The following is a 16,008-nucleotide window of genomic DNA, read 5'->3' as shown; positions in this document are numbered from 1 at the left end:
TGTCAGGCATATGTCAGGGGATCGGGGCCGGTGGGGGACATGGAAGACGATGGGGACAGATCCGAAAAGGACGTCAATATCTGGGGGCAGGCGATAGCGGCCGTCGCCGTGGTCGCGGCGCTCGGCCTCGCACTGATGACGCTCGGGGAGACGTCGTCGGGGGAGAGTGAGCCGAAGGCGGCCACGTGCTCGGGCGGGGAGTCCGAGAAGGCCGAGAAGGCGGCGGGGCGGGTCTCCGGCGCCCAGCTGTGTTCGGTGCTGAACCGGCGGGACCTCGCCGAACTGCTCGGCACCCCGACGGAGATCCCCAAGACCGCGTCGGGCGGCGGGGGTTCGGTCAAGATGGCCGGTGGCCGCGAGATCCCCACGCCGTCGGCGGAGGTCCAGTTCGAGACGTACACGGTCACCCTGGAGGGCACCTACGACGGCCACCCGGTCGGCGACACCGCCGCTCTCCTCGGGGACACCCAGAAGGACCGGAGGTTCCTCGGCCGCCGCGCGGTCCTCTACTCGGACCGCACCATCAGCATCCGCTTCCGCCTCGACGGCAGCGATTCGAGCAGCGGTCCCGGTGTCCCGGTGCGCGTCCTGTCGGTGGCGCAGGACGCCGCGGACAAGGGCGGTTCCTTCGAGCTGGCGCTGTGGCGCGAGGACGGCGCCGTGCCGGACGACACGGTGCTGATGCAGGTCGCCGAGCAGGTGCTGCCGACGATTCCGGGGTTCTCGCCCCACTCGTGACGGGCCGGACTCCAGGGCCGTTCGAAAATTTCTTCCCGTGGGTGTCAACCGGCGGCGGGCCGTCAGGTCTATAGATCACGACAGCACGGCAGGGGAGCACGGGGAGCACGGCAGTGACCGCAGAGGAGTTCGAGGAGTTCTACGCCCACGCGGTCGGGCGCCTCACCGGGCAGCTGTATGTGATGCTCGGCGACGCGCAGGAGGCGCAGGACGTCGTACAGGAGGCGTTCGTGAAGGCGTGGAGCCGACGCGGACGGCTCGACCGGGAGGCCGCGCCCGAGGCGTGGATACGGACCGTGGCCTGGCGGCTCGCGGTGCGCCGCCGCAAGGGGCTGCGGCGCAGCGAGCAGGCCTGGCTGCGGCACGGCGGGGCGCCGCCCGTCGGAGCGCCCGAGCCCGGGTCCGTCGTGCTCGTCGGCGCGTTGAAGGAGCTCTCCGCGCAGCAGCGCAGGGTCGTGGCCCTGCACTACATCTGCGATCTGTCCGTCGAGCAGATAGCGGGCGAGACCGGGCTCTCCACCGGCACCGTGAAGACCCATCTGTCCCGGGGCCGGGCCGCGCTGGCCGACCGTATGCAGGACCCTCGCGCGCAGGAGGCGCACCGTGACTGAAGCCCGCGACGAGCCCGGCCTTGCCGAGGCGCTCAAGGAACTGGCCGCGTCCGGGCAGCGGGGGGCCGTGCCCCGGCCCGGACCGGTGATCCGGGCCCGCGGCGACCGGCTGCGGCGCCGCCGGTTCACTGTCGCCGCGGCCGCCGCGGTCGTGCTGTGCGCCGGCACGGGCGGGGCCGTGGCCACCGGGCTCATGACGGACGGGCCGCGCACGGTGCAGCCCGCCGACACCACCGGCGATCCGCGGCCCGCGCCGTCCTCGGGCCCGCCGTCCACGCCGCCCGAGTCCCCCTCGTCGACGCCTTCGTCGACGTCGACGGCGTCCTCAGCGTCCTCGGGGTCGTATCCGCCGGGTTCGGTGCGGACGTCGCCGCCGCCGACCAGTCGGGGGGCGACCGCGTCCACCGGCACGCCGACGAACGCGCCCACCCCTTAGACCCGCCCCCACAGCCCCAGACCTGAGCGACCGGCCGCGCACGCGTGACGCGCCGCCGGACGGTCCCGCACGACCGGAAACGGAGCCTCCGTATGCCCACGGCCCTCCTCGACATACCCCCAGCACCACCCGCACCCCCTCAACCCGCCGTGCCACGCGGCCCGTTGAGATGGCTGAGCGCCCTCGACCGGACGGTCCTGCGGACGTATCTGCTCACCCGGCTCGGGCTTCTCGTGACGGCGTACTGCGTGGCCCGGCTGTTCCCCGGCAGGCCGGACGCCAAGCAGGCGCGGCCCCTGCTCTCGGTGTGGCAGCAGTGGGACTGGACGCATTACCGGACCATCGCCGAGCACGGGTACTTCCACACCGACAACTCCGAGGCGTTCTTCCCCGGGTTCCCGCTGGTGCTGCGTGCCGTCCACCTCGTCGTGCCGGACTGGACGGTCGCGGGGCTGCTCATCTCGTTCGTGTCGGGCGCGATCGCCGTACGGGCCCTCGCCCGGATCGCCGGAGGACCGGTCGGCACCCGTGCGGTGCTGCTCCTGCTGCTCTCGCCCTGCGCGGTGTTCCTGGCCGCCGGATACACCGAGTCGCTGTTCCTCGCGCTCGCCCTGCCCGCGTGGCTCGCGGCGCGGCGCGGCAACTGGGCCCTCGCGGGGACACTCGCCGCCGGGGCGACCGCCGTACGGGTCAGCGGGCTCTTCCTCGCGGCTGCGCTGCTGGTGGAGTTCCTCGTGGCGCGCGGCGGGAGCCGGGAGTGGCGGCGGCTGCCGTGGCTGGCGCTGCCCGCGGTGCCGGTGCTCGCGTACACGGCGTACCTGCACGCCAGGACCGGTGACTGGATGGCGTGGAAGCACGCGCAGGAACGCGGCTGGTACCGCGCGTTCCATCCGCCGTGGGAGGCGTGGGCGCACACCTGGGGCGCCGCCTTCGACGGGACGTACGCCACCGGGTACGCGCTCATGTGCCAGGCCGAACTGCTGGCCATGCTGCTCGGCCTCGGGCTCCTCGCCCGGCTGCTGCGCGGCCGCCGCTGGGCCGAGGCCCTGTACGTCGCACTGACCTTGTGGGCGCTCGGCACGTCCTACTGGTATACGTCGGTGCCGCGCGCGACGCTGCTGTGGTGGCCGCTGTGGGCGGGCCTGGCCGCGTGGTCGCTGCGCAGCCCGCGGGTGACGTACGTCCTGCTGTGCGTCCTGGCCCCGCTGTCCACGCTGTACGCGGTGGCGTTCCTGTCGGGGCGCTGGGCCGGCTAGCGGCGCCGGAGCGGGGACTCCTCGTAGCTGCCCCAGGCGTCGCGGCCGGCCTGGGCCGCGCTCTGGGCCGCCGTCTGCGCCTGGTGCAGGGTCCTGGACGCCAGTTCGGCGGGCGGCATGCTCCAGCTTCCGGTCCAGCTGCGGCCCGCGCGGGCGAGCTCGTAGACCAGTACGCCGACGCCCGCCGCGGCGAGAAGCATGCCGGCCCCGGTCAGTGCGGCGCCGGTGACGAGGCGCCGCTGGTCGGGGCGGAACTCGGTCCAGGAGATCTTCGAAAGGGTGCTCTCAGCCATGGGGCCAGGATGCGGGAGGGCAGGGCGGGGCGCATGTGGAGCGGGGCCGACGCGATTCAATCGGCGTAGTCCTGGAGTTCCTCGGTGTCCAGGGTGAAGCCGACGGGGTCGGGCAGGGGGACCGTCGCACCGTACGGATATGTGGGGCGTTGCTGGTATGTGCCGTTCTTCGGCTCGCTGAACACGGTGAGGGTGTCGCTGTCGCGTTCGACCAGGAGGTAGACCGGGATGTCCGCTTCTGCGTAGCCGATGGGCTTCTCGACGCGGTCCCGGCTGTTGGTGTCGTCGTCGTGAGACGTGATCTCGACGACCATGAGGACGCCCTCCCGGCCGTCCCACTCGCCCTGCCCGACGAAGTGCTTCCGCGGTGCGAGCGCTCCGTCCGTCCGTGCCCGCCCCCTGTGGTACGCCTCTGTCTTCAGGCCGGTTTCCGGGTAGAGGCGCAGGCCGGGCCGGTGCCGCATGCACTGTTCAAGCCGCCACATGAAGATTTCGCGGTGGTTGCCGTCGGGCATGGCCTTGACCTCAAGCCTTCCGTTGATGAATTCGAGCCGCACTGTCTCCGGCGCATGGCGCTCGATCTCCTCGAAGTCCTCGACGGACATCTGGGCCTCGTCAGCGGTGCTGTGGGTCATGGGGTCGCCTCCTCCCCTGCATCGTGCCCCGCTTCCGGCACGTGTGAGCGAAGCGCTCATACCCGTGTCCCTTCCCGGCCGTACGACATCGCCCTGCGCACCTCCGCCGCGTGGGAGCGGACCGATTCCGGAGTCAGGGGGGCGGGCGCTCTGTAGGTGGGGCGTACGCCTCGGCACAGGTCGCAGAAGCCGTCGGGCAGGGCCTCGGGGTGGCCGGGCGCTCCACATTTGCCGCACTCGATGAGGCGCAGGATCGGGCGGGTCGCGACGGGGGCCGGTGGCGGCAGCTTGTCGACGAGGCGGCGGTGCAGCAGGGCGGCGGGGCTGTGGACCGGTACGGGCAGACCGGCCGTCAGCGCGCGCAGCAGGTCGTCCTCCGTCGCACCACGCGCGAACCAGCGCTCCGTCTCCGGCGCGAGCCGTGCGCATTCGGCTGCGGACAGCGCCAGCGCGGGGGCGGTGCGGCCGAGCGCCGCCAGGAGGAGCAACGCCCGTGTGCGGGTGGGGCGTTGAGTTGGTTCGGGTTCGTCGGGGGTCGCTTCCGGTACGTCGCCCATCGCGTACGCCGTCCACCACGTGTCGCCGCGCGCCGTACGCGAGAACCAGGTGCGTGTCACCCAGCGTGCGCTCCCCGAACCATGCACGTGTTCCCGGCCGCGCCTCAAGTGGCCCGCGCGCTGGAGGTTGTTGAGAGCCGTCCGCATCGCCGCCTGGCCGTACGGGAGGCAGGTGGAGAGCAGCTTCACCGAGATGTCGGAGCCGTCGGGCAACCGGTCGATGAACCCGGCGATGTGCGCTTCGCGGTCCGGGAGGTGGGCGAAGTCGTGGCCGGTTCGGCGGAGTTCGTCCGGCGCGGAGCGTTTGCCGTAGCCCGGGTTGGCCATTGGATGCGGTGAGGTGGGGGCAGCACTAAAGTGGGCGTCAGCCACGAGATCTCCTGGTGGATTTCGGTGGTCAGGCCCCCGTCCCGGTGTTGGCGCACCGGCGGGGGTCGTTCGGTTATCGGGCACGTTAGAGCGTCGTCACCCTGCGTGGCAAGCCGGTGCCGGAAAGTGTCCGGCTTTCCCAACGCGCAGGGAGGGTGGGTGGGTTGAGACCCACCACCCAATCCTTGAAAGCAGGGCTCGCGGCTCGGAGCTTGAGCCTCGGGTCAGCTGCGCCGCAGGTCGGCGATGAACGCGGACCAGGTCTCCGCCCGGAGCACGAGCTTCGGGCCGTCGGGGTTCTTGGAGTCGCGGACCGGGACGAGTCCGGGGTGGTCGGTGGTGAATTCGAGGCAGTTGTTGCCCTCGCCGCCGCTGTATGTGGACTTGCGCCAGACCGCCGAGGTGAGATCAGGCTCGGGGTTAGTGATCTTCATGGGCGTAATCCTCTGCCACTGAGGCGATCAGGGCCAGGGACTGCTTCGGAGTGAGCGCGTTGGCCCTGAGCAGATCGTAGGACAGCTGGTGGCGGGTGAGGGTGGCCGGATCGTCCAGCAGTCGGCCCGTGGTGGGGGCTTCGATCAGGGTGAGCGGTGGTGCGTCGTCGAAGTACATGAGTTTGAGCGAGCCGTGCAGCGAGGCGTGGCCGCCCGCGGCGAACGGGAGTACTTGTACGACGGCCCTGCGCCTGCGCATCAGGTCCGCGATGTGGCGCAGGTTCGCCGCCATCACGGTGGGCCCGCCGACCGGTCGGCGGAGCGCCGCCTCGTCCAGAACGACCCACAACAACGGGGTTGTTGGATTGTCGAGGAGGCGTGCCCGTTCGACGCGGGCGGTCAGGAGCTTGTCGATCGCCTCGTCCGGCGCCGTGGGCTGGTAGTCGAGGAAGACGGCGCGGGCGTAGTCCGGAGTCTGGAGCAGGCCGGGGATGAGCATGGCCCCGTACTCCATGATCGAGGTCGCCAAAGTCTCTGCCTCGGCCGCCTCCGCGAACTGCTCGGGGTGCTTCGACGTGTTCGCCCTGATGCAATGCCGTACGAAAAATCCCCCCGTATCCAGGATCTCGTCCAGCCGCCGGGCCATGTCAGGGAGGATGCGGCGCGTGCCCGCCTCCATCTGGCCCACGTAGGAGCCGCTGACGAACAGCGGCTCACCCAGGGCCTGTTGGGTGAGGCCCGCGCGCTCGCGGGCGTGGCGGAGTTCTTCGCCGATCATGATGCGGCGGGATGAGGGGTCGAGGTCCTTCGGTCCGGTCATGTGTGTCGGCTCCCGGTCCAGCAGTCGGGTCTGTTGGGCCGTTGCCCCTGGCCAGCGTAGAGGCGGGACGGTCACGCTGGGTGGGGAAGGCGGAACTCGGTGTGAAGGAGCGGGCGATGGTGGTGCGGAACGTGGAGCGGTTGCGGGTGGTCGAGGAGACCATCGCGCAACTACGGGCGGAGCTCGGGGTGTTGGGTGTGCTGCTGCCGTCCCTGCGGGTCGATCCCATGTCGGTGGCGGGGGAGGCGGGCTTTCCTCTGGTGGATCTCGGCCGCGTGAACCTGGACACGGCGATGCGGATGGTGGCCGTGCTGCACGAGAGGAACGGGCGATGAGCCTTGGCCCGTACGTCATCGACACCCGGGACGGGCGCGTCGGGCAGGTCATGGCGCGCGAGGGTGGATTCGTGCAGTTGCGGCCGCCGGGGGGCGGTGTCGAGTGGGACTGTCCGCCGGAGTCGGTGGCGCCCGCGCCGGTGTCGGAGGAGCTGCGGGCGCGGGTGCGGGCGGTCAATCAGGAGGGGCGGCTGCCGTGATCAGGGCCGCTCGTAGTGGTAGCGGCAGGCGGCGATGCGGATCTCGTCGTCGACGATTCTGTACAGGAGGCGGTGCTCCTCGGTGATGCGCCGGACCCAGTAACCCTGGAAACCGTGCCGCAAGGGCTCCGGTTTGCCGATGCCCTCGTTGCCGTTGCGGGCGATGTCCTGGAGCAGCAGATCGATGCGCTTGGCGATCTTACGATCCTGGGTCTGCCACCAGACGTAGTCCCGCCAGGGGTCTTCGTCGAAGACGAACTTCACTCCGAGAGCTCCCTGACGGTGCCGCCGCCGTTCTCCAGGCGATCGATGGAAGCCAGGATGCGCCGCGCGTTCTCCGGGCTCCGGAGCAGGTACGCCGTCTCCTTCAGGGATTCGTACTCATCGAGCGCCACGATCACGACCGGGTCGTGGCCCGCGCGAGTCACGATTACTTCCTCACGGTCGTCCACGACCGCGTTGAGCGTCTCGGCGTACTTCGCTCGCGACTCGGTGTAGGTCATGGTGCGCATCGCGGCCTCCTCGGTCGGCGTACGTTTTTCTGTACGTACAAGAAAGCGTGCGCCGACCGAGGGGCGCGGCAAGGCCGCAGGTCAGATCGGTCAGACCTTTGCCGGTTCCGGGCTCGCCGAAACGGTCTCCGCTCGGGCCGACGGGGACTCGCCCGCGTCCACGTCCTGGTTCAGCTCGGAGAGCATCTGCTTGCTGAAGCCGAAGAAGTACGTGGCCAGGAAGCCGACGGCGTAACCGATCAGGAGGCCGCCGCCGTAGATCAGGCAGGTGGTGCCCAGGCCGTGGTTGCCCTTGAGGAGGGGGAACAGGGCCCAGCCGGACGGGCCGATCGCCGTCGAGCCGACCTTCGTGCCGAGCATCGAGAAGAGGCCGACGAACGCGCCGCCCGCCGCGCCGCCGACGCACGCCGTGATGAACGGGCGGCCCAGCGGGAGCGAGACACCGTAGATGAGGGGTTCGCCGACTCCCAGGAAGCCCGCCGGGAGCGCCGACTTGATCGTCTTGCGGATCGACGCGTTGTGCTTGAGTCGCTTGAAGACCGCGATCGCGCAGCCGACTTGGCCCGCGCCCGCCATCGCCAGGATGGGGAGCAGAACCGTGTAGCCCTGCTGCTCGATCAGGGTGGTGTGGATCGGGATGAGCGCCTGGTGCAGGCCCAGCATGACCAGGGGGAGGAAGAGGCCGCCCAGGACCAGGCCCGCGAACGCGCCCGTGTTGTCCAGGAGCCAGTTGGCCGCCGTACCGATACCGGTGGAGATCTCACCGGCGACGTACATCAGGCCGAAGATCGTGACCAGCCCGGAGACGAGGACCGTGAGGGTGGGGGTGACGAGGACGTCGACCGCCTCGGGGACCCACTTGCGGCACCACTTCTCGATGTACACCGCGAGGACCGCCGCGCCCAGCGCGCCGAGGACACCGCCCTGGCCGGGCGAGAGCTTCTGGCCGAACGCGGTGATGTTCGCGACGCCCGCGTACACGATGATCGCCGCGACCGCGCCGCCGAGGATCGGGGTGCCGCCGAACTCCTTCGCCGTGTTGTAGCCGACGAAGACCGCGATGAGCGCCATGAAGCCGGAGGCGATCGCGGCGAGGGCCGGGGTGACGCCGGGCAGCCACTCCAGGTTGATCAGCAGCCCGTTGATGCCGGCGATGATGCCGCAGCCGATCAGGGCCGGGATCAGCGGCACGAAGATGTTGGCGATGCGGCGCAGGAACAGCTTGACCGGCGTGGCGTTCTTCGCCTTCCGGGCCGCCTTCAACTCGGCGCCACGGTCGGCCAGTTCGTCGGCGGTGGTGGTGTGCGCGGGGGCGGCGGCAGGGGCCGGGACATCGGCCTCCGCCACCAGCGCCTCGAACTCGGGGGTGACCCGGGCGACCTTCCCCGGGCCGAGGACGATCTGGTAGGTCTCGTCCTCGACCACGCCCATGACATCGGGGAGCGCCTTCAGCGCCTCGTCCTGGACGAGCGAACGGTCGGCGAGGCCCAGCCGGAGCCGGGTCATGCAGTGGACGACGGAAGTGACGTTCGCGGCGCCGCCGACGAGCGGGAGGATCGCGGCGGCGATGGCGCGGTTCTTGTTCTCGGTCATGTGCGTGGTGCCTTGCTCTGTACGGGAGTACTGAAGGGACGGGTCAAGAAGTGGCGGCCGCGGCGAGCGCGGCGCGCAGGTGGCCGTCGGAGTCGGCCAGCAGGCGGGCCGCCGTCGGCCCGTCGACCTCGCCGAGGACGACGAGGATCGCGTTCTTCACCTCCCCGTCCGTCGCGGCGAGCGCGGCCTCGATGGCGGCGTCCTCGGCGCCCGTGGCCAGGGAGACGATCCGGCGGGAGCGGGCCCGCAGCTTCTCGTTCGACGCGCGTACGTCGACCATCAGGTTCCCGTACGTCTTGCCGAGCCGGATCATGGTGATCGTCGACAGCATGTTGAGGACGAGCTTCTGGGCCGTGCCCGCCTTCAGCCGGGTGGAGCCGGTGAGCAGCTCCGGGCCGACGACGACCTCGATGCCGTGGTCCGCGGCCGCGGCGAGGGCGCTGTCCGCGTTGCAGGACAGGCCGATGGTGAGCGCGCCCACGCCGGTGCGCGCGTGTTCGACGGCGCCGATCGCGTACGGGGTGCGGCCCGAGGCGGAGATGCCCACGACCACGTCGTCCGCCGTCAGCTTCAGCGCGTCCAGGTCCTCGGCCGCCAGCTCCTTGGAGTCCTCGGCGCCCTCCACCGCGGTGATCATCGCCGACGGGCCGCCCGCGATCAGGCCGATGACCTCGCCCGGGTCGGTGTTGAAGGTGGGCGGGCACTCCGACGCGTCCAGCACTCCGAGCCGGCCGGCCGTGCCGGCGCCCGCGTAGATCAGCCGGCCGCCCCGCGCCATGCGCTCGGCCGTGCCGTCGATCGCGGCGGCGATCCGGGGCAGCTGGGCCGCGACGGCGGTGGGGACGGTGGCGTCCTCGCCGTTCATGATCTTCGCGATCTCCAGGGTGGGCTGCCGGTCGATCTCGGCGAGTTCCGGCCGGAACGCCTCGGTGGTGAGGGTGGCCAGCTGGGCCCTGAGCTCGCCGTAGTTGCCCTCGGCGGCGTCGGTGGTGGTCATGTTCGGCGGCTCTTTCTGGTGCGGCGGCGGGTGCGGGTGGCTTTTTTTACGGGGTGGCGTCTGCCGGGTGCGGTCTCATCGCCGGCTCCGGGTGGGTCGGGGCTGGTCGCGCAGTTCCCCGCGCCCCTGGTCGTCTGCCGGGTTGCTGTTTCGTCGTGGCTGTCGGCCCGGTGGGGGCTTCTCGCGCAGTTCCCCGCGCCCCTGAGCGTCTGCCGGATTGCTGTTGTGTTGTTGGCTGCGGGTTGAGTGGGGCTGGTCGCGCAGTTCCTCGCGCCCCTGAAGGGCCTCGCACGTGCGGGCCGGTGGGGTCTTCTCGCGCAGTTCCCCGCGCCCCTGAAGGGCCTTGCACGTGCGGGCCGGTGGGGTCTTCTCGCGCAGTTCCTCGCGCCCCTGAAGGGCCTTGCACGTGCGGCCCGGTGGGGTCTTCTCGCGCAGTTCCTCGCGCCCCTGAGCGTCTGCCGGGTTGCTGTTGTGTTGTTGGCTGCGGGTTGAGTGGGGCTGGTCGCGCAGTTCCTCGCGCCCCTGAGATGCGCACTGCGTGCGCCATCTCGGAGGGCACGTGAAGCGCGCCCCTCTGGAGCCGCGGCGGAGCCGCATGCTCCAGGGGCGCGGGGAACTGCGCGACCAGCCCCCACCGGGCCGCGGCCGACCGACTGCGGAAGGGACCGGGGCGACAGCGCCCCGGGTTCACGATCTGGCTCCCCGCGGAGCGGTTCGGTGGCGGTGGGCCAGGGCCTCGTAGGACGCTGCCAGGGCCGGGGCCGCCGTCTCGTACGAGCGCTGGGCGACACCCACGAACAGGCAGTCCACGACGAGGAGTTGACTGGTGCGGGACGACATCGCGGCGGGCCGCAGCTCGCTCTCGCGGGCGATGGACGTGGTGAGGATGTGGTCGGCGTACTGCGAGACGGGGCCGTCGGGCCGGCCCGTGATGGCTATCGTCGTCGCGCCGTGCTCGAAGGCGACGCGGAGCGGTTCGATCACGTCGCCGGTGGCGCCGGAGTGCGTGATGGAGACGGCGACGTCGCCGGAGCGCAGGGTCACCGCGTTGGTGATCGCCAGGTGCGGGTCGGAGTGCGCGTGGGCGACCTGGCCGATGCGCAGCAGCTTCTGCGCGAGGTCCTGGGCGACGAGCCCGGAGGCGCCGACACCGTACACGTCGACGCGTCGGGCGCCCGCGAGGGCGCTCACGGCGGCGCCGAGCTGCACGGTGTCCAGGCCGGCCGCGGTGTCGGCGAGCGTCTGCTGTTCGTCGTAGGCGAGCTTGGCGACCACGTCGGCGATCGGGTCGTCGACGGCGATGTCGGCGGTGACGGCGGGGGCCCGGCCCGACTGCTGCTGGGCGGCGAGCCCGGCGAGGGCGAGGCGCAGGTCCCGGTAGCCGGGGTAGCCGAGGATGCGGGCGGTGCGGACGACCGTCGCCTCGCTCGTGCTGGTGAGCTCGGCGAGGCCGGTGACCGTGAGGGCCGCGCAGCCGGCGGGGTCGGCGGCGACGGCCTCGGCGACCCGCTGCATGGAGCGCGTCATCGACGGCGCGAGGGTGCGCACCTTGGCCGCGAGGGCCGCGGGGGCGGGCGGCGCGTCGCTTGAGAAACTTTCCTTCACGTCATTGCTCACGTTCTGAAAGATATTTTCAAAACGGGAGCCGGTCAAGAGTCCTTCGGTTCCCTCGAGCGGTTCTGTCGCGCGGCTCACACACGACTCCCATGCCGCGGCCGGGCGGGCGCACAATTGGGGGCATGAACACCATCAGCCCCCTGGAGCAGGCCCTGCACGCGGCCCGCGCGCTCGTGCTCGCGGATCTGAAAGCGGTGGACGTCGCCGACCCGGACGTCGTCTCGCTCGTCGAGGAGTCGATAACGGCTCGCCGCTGGTGGGTCGAGCAGTGGCCGGAGGGCGTGGAGTTCGTCGCCGGGCTCGTCGCCCAGGACGTCAAGGACGGACTCCTGGAGCGCCACGGCCGCTGGCCGCTGTGCCCGGTGTGCGGTCCTGGCTCGGGCACGGAGGGCCCGCACGCCCTGGACGTCGAACCCGAGCTGGGCGCCGATCCGCACTGGGTGTGCTCGGAGGCGGGTGTCGTGGTGGCGCCGGTGGGGTCGCTGGGCACGGTGAGGGGGTGACCGTCTATATAGACCCGCCGAACTGGCCCGGCCACGGACGCATGTGGTCGCACCTGGTCAGCGACGTCTCATTCGCCGAACTCCACGGCTTCGCCGAGCGATTGGGGGTGCCGTCGCGCGCCTTCGAGCGCGACCACTACGACATTCCGTCGCACCGCTACGGGGACGCGGTGCGGTCCGGTGCCGTCGAGATCGGCTCGAAGGAGCTCGTACGCAGGATCACGGCCGCGGGGCTGCGGCGGCCGAAGCACCGGCGGCTCGTGTGAGCGGCGTGCTCTCCGCCGCCGACCCCGTCACGACCTTCGACGGCGCCCGCCGGTGCAGCCGCAGCGACACCGCGGTCAGCGCCAGCGCGATCACCGTCATCGCGCCGCCCGCCCACGCGGTGGCCGGGTAGCCGAGGCCGGCGTCGATGACCGTGCCGCCGAGCCAGGGGCCGCCCGTGTTGCCGAGGTTGAAGGCGGCGGTCGTGGTGGCGCCGGCCAGCGTGGGGGCGGCGCCGGCGACGTTGAACATGCGGGCGTTGAGGGCGGGTGCCGTGTAGAAGGCGGACAGGCCCAGCAGGAAGGACAGGGCCACCGCCGCGATCTCGACGTGGCCGAGCAGGGCGAGCGCGGCCAGGAAGACGGTCGACGCCGTGATGCCGCTCAGCAGCACCCCGAAGAGGTGGGCGTCCGCGATCCGGCCGCCGATCACCGTGCCGACCAGGGCGCCGATGCCGAACAGGCCGAGGACCAGCGGAACCCATGGCGGCATGTAAGGGGCAACCGGGGCTGAGGGAGTGGCATTCCCCTCGGCGGCCCTAGCCCGGAGCCAGCAGGTCCAGCTCTGTCGTCAGGTTCTCCCGGGCCGCGGTCTCCCAGTTCGACGCCCCGTACGGCGTGCGGAACAGCCGTGGCAGATCGAGGAGTTGGCGCAGGATCGCCGCCCTGCCCTCGCGGAACGCCTCGTCGGGGACGAAGGCGTACTCCTCGCGGACCGCCTTGGTGTAGGCGGCGTACGCCTCGGGGGCGGCGGCCAGGATCGCCAGGTCGGCGTCGCACAGGGTCTCGCCGTCGGTGTCGCCGTCGGCCGGGTCGTGCGTGACGGTGAGCCGCACCAGGCGTGCCACCTCCGCGATCTGATTTACCGTCATGCCCGCCTCGGTCAGGGCGCGTTCGGCGAGATCCGCGGAGCGCTCCTCGTTCTCGGAGCGGTCCGGGCGGTACACCGCGTCATGGAACCAGGCGGCCAGGCGCACCAGCGCCGGATCGTCCGCGTGGTCCTCCAGTACGTCGATGTGGTCGAGGACGGCGGCGAGGTGGGCGGTCGTGTGGTACTTGCGCTGGGGTTCGGACCAGCGGGCGAGAAGATTGTCCGCGTACGGGTACGGGTCGATGTCCGGGGTGTCCGTCGTCGCGCGCAGGGTGCGGGCCCAGCGCTCACGCAGCTCCCGCTGATCCTCGTACTCGTACGTCATGCCACGACCCTAGCGGGTGGGCCCGAACGGCCCCTCGGGGGCGGAGCGCCGTGTCAGTGACGCGTGACGACGCCCGCGTCCCGGTAGAGGGTGCTGTCCGTGTCCCCGAGGAGGACGACGGAGAACGCGGCGGAGGCGAACGTTCGGACGGCACGCGCGGCGGCGCCGACGCGGTGCGGACGGTGGGCTCCGGTCGCTGCCGCGGAGCCGGAGGGGGCCTGGGTGAAGGTCGCTGTGCTCATGTATCCAGGATGCGATTCCGGCCTCGCGCGCACATCCGTCCCGCGAGGTAATCGGGGTGAGGGCGGTACGACTTTCGGCTGATGCCGACCCCGAGAGGCCCTCAGGGCTCCGGGGGGCGCGGTAAAACGGTTGGCCCGGGCACGCACCCGTCCCGTACACTCGCGCGTTCCCCCCGCCTCCCTTCGCCGCAACCGCCGAAGCCGGAGCGCCGCCGACCGGTCGGAAACCGGCCGGACCCGTCGCGTCGCGTACGCGTACCCGGAGCCGGAGGCACCACCCCGTGAGCACGTCACCGTCGCCCTCGTTCTCGCCGCTCGACCGCGAGCGCGCGCACCTCGTCTCGTCCCGGGCCGCGCTGCGCGCCATGCGCGAGGACGCGCAGGCGCTCGACATCCGCGACGTCACCGCGAACTGGGTGAACGCCGAGGTGCTGCAGCGCCAGATCGACGAGCGGATCAAGGCCCTCGCCGACCTCAGCCACACACCGCTGTTCTTCGGCCGCCTCGACTACCTGCACGCGCCGGGGGTCGAGCTGGCCGAGGGGGCCGAAGGCGAGCGGTTCTACATCGGGCGGCGGCACGTCCACGACGCCGACGGCGACCCGATGGTCATCGACTGGCGCGCGCCGGTCTCGCAGCCGTTCTACCGGGCCTCGAAGAAGGACCCGCTGGATGTCGCGCTGCGCCGCCGGTTCGGCTACACCGGCGGCGAGCTGACCGCGTACGAGGACGAGCACCTCTCCGACCCGGGAGAGGCGGAGCGGACCAGCAAGCTGCTCCAGCAGGAGATCGAGCGGCCGCGCGTCGGCCCGATGCGCGACATCGTCGCCACCATCCAGCCCGAGCAGGACGAGATCGTGCGCAGCGGGCTCGCCGGGTCCGTGTGCGTGCAGGGCGGGCCCGGGACCGGCAAGACCGCCGTAGGCCTGCACCGCGTCGCGTATCTCCTCTACGCGCACCGCGAGCGGCTCGCCCGCACCGGCACGCTGGTCATCGGGCCGAACAGCTCCTTCCTGCACTACATCGAGCAAGTGCTGCCCGCGCTCGGCGAGTTGGAGGTCAAGCAGGCGACGGTCGACCAGCTCGTCGCGCAGGTCGAGGTGCGCGGCACCGACAGCGCGGGGACGGCCCTGGTCAAGGGTGACGCCCGGATGGCCGAAGTGGTGCGGCGGGCGCTGCGCTCCCACATCACCGTGCCCACCGAGGGCGTCGTGGTCGTGCGCGGGTCCCGGCGCTGGCGCGTCGCCGCCTACGAACTCGCCGACATCGTGCGGGAGTTGAGCGAGCGCGACATGCGGTACGGGGCCGCGCGCGACGCCCTTTCGCAGCGCATCGCGCACGCCGTGCTCGTCCAGATGGAGCGGGCGGGCGAGGCCCCGGACGACCGGGTGCAGGACGCGGTCGCGCGCAACCCCGCCGTGAAGGCCGTGGTGAAGACGGTGTGGCCGGCCGTCGACCCGGCCAAACTGGTGCTGCGGCTGCTCTCCGACGCCGATTTCCTCGCCGAGCACGCCGAGGGCCTGCTCGACGAGGAGGAGCGGAAGGCCGTGCTGTGGGCGAAGCCGGCGCGGAGCACGAAGAGCGCCAACTGGTCGGCCGCGGACGCCGTGCTCATCGACGAGGCGAGCGACCTCGTCGCGCGTACGCACTCGCTCGGGCACGTCGTCCTCGACGAGGCGCAGGACCTGTCGCCGATGCAGTACCGGGCGGTGGGGCGGCGCGCGACGACCGGGTCCGTGACCGTCCTCGGCGACCTCGCGCAGGGCACCACGCCGTGGGCGACCCGGAGCTGGACCGAGGCGCTGGCCCACCTGGGCAAGCCGGACGCGGTGGTGGAGGAGCTGACGGCCGGTTTCCGGGTGCCGACGGACGTCATCACGTACGCGTCGCGGCTGCTGCCGTCCATCGCGCCCGGACTCGCCCCGGTGGAGTCGGTGCGCGAGAACCCCGGGGCGTTCGAGGTGCGTGCGGTGTCGGGCCCCGGGGACGTCGTCGACGCGTGCGCGCGGGCGCTGGAGCACGAGGGTTCGGTGGGCCTGATCGCGGCGGACGCGCGGTGCGGTGCGCTGGGGGAGGCCCTGCGGGCGGCGGGCCTTGCGTACCTCGCCCCGGGCGAGGAGACGACGGCCGAGTCCCGGCTGACGCTGGTACCGGCGTCGCTGGCCAAGGGCCTGGAGTACGACTACGTGGTCCTGGACGAGCCGGCGGCGGTGGTCGACGGCGAGCCCGACGAACGGACCGGACTGCGACGCCTGTACGTCGCACTGACCCGCGCGGTCTCCGGCCTCGCGGTGACGCACACGGCGCCGCTCCCGGAACTGCTGACGGCGCCGGACAGGCCTTAGGGTCTGACTTCGAACTCCCCTCTGCCCGGCGACGCCCGGCACGCCCTCTCGCCGCA

The 16,008-nt window shown here is 71.8% G+C and carries 21 protein-coding genes and 1 pseudogene; 9 read left to right on the top strand and 13 right to left on the bottom strand.

Annotated elements, in window-relative coordinates; all coding sequences use genetic code 11:
• The first annotated feature begins 39 nt into the window (after nt 1–39).
• The 4 genes from AB0J02_RS08940 to AB0J02_RS08925 all read left to right on the top strand — a co-directional run bounded on the left by AB0J02_RS08940 (nt 40) and on the right by AB0J02_RS08925 (nt 3,041).
• Complete coding sequence (locus tag AB0J02_RS08940) at nt 40–738, top strand: DUF6215 domain-containing protein (RefSeq protein WP_363192899.1); 699 nt, start codon at nt 40–42, stop codon at nt 736–738.
• Between the two features lie 113 nt (nt 739–851).
• The gene (locus tag AB0J02_RS08935; RefSeq protein WP_363192898.1) at nt 852–1,349 is read left to right on the top strand and encodes a SigE family RNA polymerase sigma factor; all 498 of its coding nucleotides are present in this window, start codon (nt 852–854) and stop codon (nt 1,347–1,349) included.
• Nucleotides 1,342–1,785, top strand: a complete 444-nt coding sequence (locus AB0J02_RS08930; protein WP_363192897.1) for a hypothetical protein — start codon at nt 1,342–1,344, stop codon at nt 1,783–1,785. The genes AB0J02_RS08935 and AB0J02_RS08930 overlap by 8 nt, the downstream gene beginning before the upstream one ends.
• Nucleotides 1,786–1,877: 92 nt before the next feature.
• The gene (locus tag AB0J02_RS08925) at nt 1,878–3,041 is read left to right on the top strand and encodes a mannosyltransferase family protein (protein ID WP_363192896.1); all 1,164 of its coding nucleotides are present in this window, start codon (nt 1,878–1,880) and stop codon (nt 3,039–3,041) included.
• Here AB0J02_RS08925 and AB0J02_RS08920 read toward each other — a convergent pair.
• The 5 genes from AB0J02_RS08920 to AB0J02_RS08900 all read right to left on the bottom strand — a co-directional run bounded on the left by AB0J02_RS08920 (nt 3,038) and on the right by AB0J02_RS08900 (nt 6,149).
• Nucleotides 3,038–3,334 (bottom strand): hypothetical protein, encoded by a 297-nt coding sequence (locus tag AB0J02_RS08920; RefSeq protein WP_363192895.1) that lies wholly within the window; start codon nt 3,332–3,334, stop codon nt 3,038–3,040. The two genes, AB0J02_RS08925 and AB0J02_RS08920, sit on opposite strands and share 4 nt — an antisense overlap.
• Nucleotides 3,335–3,390: 56 nt before the next feature.
• Complete coding sequence (locus AB0J02_RS08915; protein ID WP_363192894.1) at nt 3,391–3,969, bottom strand: Uma2 family endonuclease; 579 nt, start codon at nt 3,967–3,969, stop codon at nt 3,391–3,393.
• A gap of 56 nt (nt 3,970–4,025) precedes the next feature.
• Nucleotides 4,026–4,853: a hypothetical protein gene (locus tag AB0J02_RS08910; protein ID WP_363192893.1), complete on the bottom strand. Its 828-nt coding sequence runs from the start codon at nt 4,851–4,853 to the stop codon at nt 4,026–4,028.
• 266 nt (nt 4,854–5,119) lie between these two features.
• Complete coding sequence (locus AB0J02_RS08905) at nt 5,120–5,329, bottom strand: DUF397 domain-containing protein (protein WP_363192892.1); 210 nt, start codon at nt 5,327–5,329, stop codon at nt 5,120–5,122.
• Entirely contained in the window at nt 5,316–6,149 is an 834-nt protein-coding gene (locus AB0J02_RS08900; protein WP_363192891.1) for a helix-turn-helix transcriptional regulator, read from the bottom strand. Before AB0J02_RS08900 ends, AB0J02_RS08905 begins: the two co-directional genes overlap by 14 nt.
• Nucleotides 6,150–6,229: 80 nt before the next feature.
• Here AB0J02_RS08900 and AB0J02_RS08895 point away from each other — a divergent pair, with 80 nt between their 5' ends.
• Both AB0J02_RS08895 and AB0J02_RS08890 read left to right on the top strand, forming a co-directional pair.
• A complete protein-coding gene (locus AB0J02_RS08895; RefSeq protein WP_363192890.1) occupies nt 6,230–6,484 on the top strand; it encodes a hypothetical protein in 255 nt (84 codons plus the stop codon).
• Nucleotides 6,481–6,684, top strand: a complete 204-nt coding sequence (locus AB0J02_RS08890; RefSeq protein WP_363192889.1) for a hypothetical protein — start codon at nt 6,481–6,483, stop codon at nt 6,682–6,684. Before AB0J02_RS08895 ends, AB0J02_RS08890 begins: the two co-directional genes overlap by 4 nt.
• Here AB0J02_RS08890 and AB0J02_RS08885 read toward each other — a convergent pair whose 3' ends face one another.
• The 5 genes from AB0J02_RS08885 to AB0J02_RS08865 all read right to left on the bottom strand — a co-directional run bounded on the left by AB0J02_RS08885 (nt 6,685) and on the right by AB0J02_RS08865 (nt 11,403).
• Nucleotides 6,685–6,948, bottom strand: coding sequence for a Txe/YoeB family addiction module toxin (locus AB0J02_RS08885; RefSeq protein WP_363192888.1), 264 nt, complete (start codon nt 6,946–6,948; stop codon nt 6,685–6,687). It abuts the gene before it with no gap.
• Nucleotides 6,945–7,196, bottom strand: coding sequence for a type II toxin-antitoxin system prevent-host-death family antitoxin (locus AB0J02_RS08880; protein ID WP_363192887.1), 252 nt, complete (start codon nt 7,194–7,196; stop codon nt 6,945–6,947). The genes AB0J02_RS08885 and AB0J02_RS08880 overlap by 4 nt, the downstream gene beginning before the upstream one ends.
• Before the next feature lie 90 nt (nt 7,197–7,286).
• Nucleotides 7,287–8,789 (bottom strand): PTS transporter subunit EIIC, encoded by a 1,503-nt coding sequence (locus AB0J02_RS08875; RefSeq protein ID WP_363192886.1) that lies wholly within the window; start codon nt 8,787–8,789, stop codon nt 7,287–7,289.
• 43 nt (nt 8,790–8,832) lie between these two features.
• Nucleotides 8,833–9,786 (bottom strand): N-acetylmuramic acid 6-phosphate etherase, encoded by a 954-nt coding sequence (murQ, locus tag AB0J02_RS08870; protein WP_363192885.1) that lies wholly within the window; start codon nt 9,784–9,786, stop codon nt 8,833–8,835.
• A gap of 687 nt (nt 9,787–10,473) precedes the next feature.
• A complete protein-coding gene (locus AB0J02_RS08865) occupies nt 10,474–11,403 on the bottom strand; it encodes a MurR/RpiR family transcriptional regulator (protein WP_363192884.1) in 930 nt (309 codons plus the stop codon).
• Between the two features lie 122 nt (nt 11,404–11,525).
• On the opposite strand from AB0J02_RS08865, the gene AB0J02_RS08860 reads away from it, so the two are divergent.
• Together AB0J02_RS08860 and AB0J02_RS08855 are read left to right on the top strand one after the other, a co-directional pair.
• A complete protein-coding gene (locus tag AB0J02_RS08860; protein WP_363192883.1) occupies nt 11,526–11,906 on the top strand; it encodes a hypothetical protein in 381 nt (126 codons plus the stop codon).
• Entirely contained in the window at nt 11,903–12,172 is a 270-nt protein-coding gene (locus tag AB0J02_RS08855) for a DUF4031 domain-containing protein (RefSeq protein WP_363192882.1), read from the top strand. Before AB0J02_RS08860 ends, AB0J02_RS08855 begins: the two co-directional genes overlap by 4 nt.
• Here AB0J02_RS08855 and AB0J02_RS08850 read toward each other — a convergent pair.
• From AB0J02_RS08850 to AB0J02_RS08840, 3 genes and pseudogenes are all read right to left on the bottom strand, one after another.
• Nucleotides 12,126–12,740: pseudogene (locus AB0J02_RS08850) on the bottom strand (Cmx/CmrA family chloramphenicol efflux MFS transporter); the annotation flags it as partial. The gene AB0J02_RS08855 and the pseudogene AB0J02_RS08850 overlap by 47 nt on opposite strands.
• Complete coding sequence (locus AB0J02_RS08845; protein ID WP_363192881.1) at nt 12,709–13,365, bottom strand: hypothetical protein; 657 nt, start codon at nt 13,363–13,365, stop codon at nt 12,709–12,711. The pseudogene AB0J02_RS08850 and the gene AB0J02_RS08845, both read right to left, overlap by 32 nt.
• Nucleotides 13,366–13,418: 53 nt before the next feature.
• Complete coding sequence (locus tag AB0J02_RS08840) at nt 13,419–13,607, bottom strand: hypothetical protein (RefSeq protein ID WP_363192880.1); 189 nt, start codon at nt 13,605–13,607, stop codon at nt 13,419–13,421.
• Between the two features lie 365 nt (nt 13,608–13,972).
• Here AB0J02_RS08840 and AB0J02_RS08835 point away from each other — a divergent pair, with 365 nt between their 5' ends.
• Nucleotides 13,973–15,952 carry an AAA family ATPase gene (locus tag AB0J02_RS08835; RefSeq protein WP_363193043.1) on the top strand — a complete coding sequence of 660 codons (1,980 nt, stop codon included), beginning with the start codon at nt 13,973–13,975 and terminating at the stop codon, nt 15,950–15,952.
• Nucleotides 15,953–16,008 lie beyond the last annotated feature (56 nt).

The sequence above is a fragment of the Streptomyces sp. NPDC050264 genome, from assembly GCF_040655895.1.
Lineage (GTDB): Bacteria > Actinomycetota > Actinomycetes > Streptomycetales > Streptomycetaceae > Streptomyces.
Note: the sequence above shows the minus strand (reverse complement) of the source record. Positions and strands in the feature narration are given on the sequence as shown.

What these genes read in the sequence shown, in the direction of transcription:
- AB0J02_RS08835 (WP_363193043.1), top strand. Translation starts at nt 13,973, where the DNA reads ATGCGCGAGGACGCGCAGGCGCTCGACATCCGCGACGTCACCGCGAAC.
- AB0J02_RS08845 (WP_363192881.1), bottom strand. Translation starts at nt 13,365, where the DNA reads ATGACGTACGAGTACGAGGATCAGCGGGAGCTGCGTGAGCGCTGGGCC.
- AB0J02_RS08875 (WP_363192886.1), bottom strand. Translation starts at nt 8,789, where the DNA reads ATGACCGAGAACAAGAACCGCGCCATCGCCGCCGCGATCCTCCCGCTC.
- AB0J02_RS08880 (WP_363192887.1), bottom strand. Translation starts at nt 7,196, where the DNA reads ATGCGCACCATGACCTACACCGAGTCGCGAGCGAAGTACGCCGAGACG.
- AB0J02_RS08840 (WP_363192880.1), bottom strand. Translation starts at nt 13,607, where the DNA reads ATGAGCACAGCGACCTTCACCCAGGCCCCCTCCGGCTCCGCGGCAGCG.
- AB0J02_RS08925 (WP_363192896.1), top strand. Translation starts at nt 1,878, where the DNA reads ATGCCCACGGCCCTCCTCGACATACCCCCAGCACCACCCGCACCCCCT.
- AB0J02_RS08920 (WP_363192895.1), bottom strand. Translation starts at nt 3,334, where the DNA reads ATGGCTGAGAGCACCCTTTCGAAGATCTCCTGGACCGAGTTCCGCCCC.
- AB0J02_RS08905 (WP_363192892.1), bottom strand. Translation starts at nt 5,329, where the DNA reads ATGAAGATCACTAACCCCGAGCCTGATCTCACCTCGGCGGTCTGGCGC.
- AB0J02_RS08900 (WP_363192891.1), bottom strand. Translation starts at nt 6,149, where the DNA reads ATGACCGGACCGAAGGACCTCGACCCCTCATCCCGCCGCATCATGATC.
- AB0J02_RS08910 (WP_363192893.1), bottom strand. Translation starts at nt 4,853, where the DNA reads ATGGCCAACCCGGGCTACGGCAAACGCTCCGCGCCGGACGAACTCCGC.
- murQ (WP_363192885.1), bottom strand. Translation starts at nt 9,786, where the DNA reads ATGACCACCACCGACGCCGCCGAGGGCAACTACGGCGAGCTCAGGGCC.
- AB0J02_RS08860 (WP_363192883.1), top strand. Translation starts at nt 11,526, where the DNA reads ATGAACACCATCAGCCCCCTGGAGCAGGCCCTGCACGCGGCCCGCGCG.
- AB0J02_RS08940 (WP_363192899.1), top strand. Translation starts at nt 40, where the DNA reads ATGGAAGACGATGGGGACAGATCCGAAAAGGACGTCAATATCTGGGGG.
- AB0J02_RS08890 (WP_363192889.1), top strand. Translation starts at nt 6,481, where the DNA reads ATGAGCCTTGGCCCGTACGTCATCGACACCCGGGACGGGCGCGTCGGG.
- AB0J02_RS08915 (WP_363192894.1), bottom strand. Translation starts at nt 3,969, where the DNA reads ATGACCCACAGCACCGCTGACGAGGCCCAGATGTCCGTCGAGGACTTC.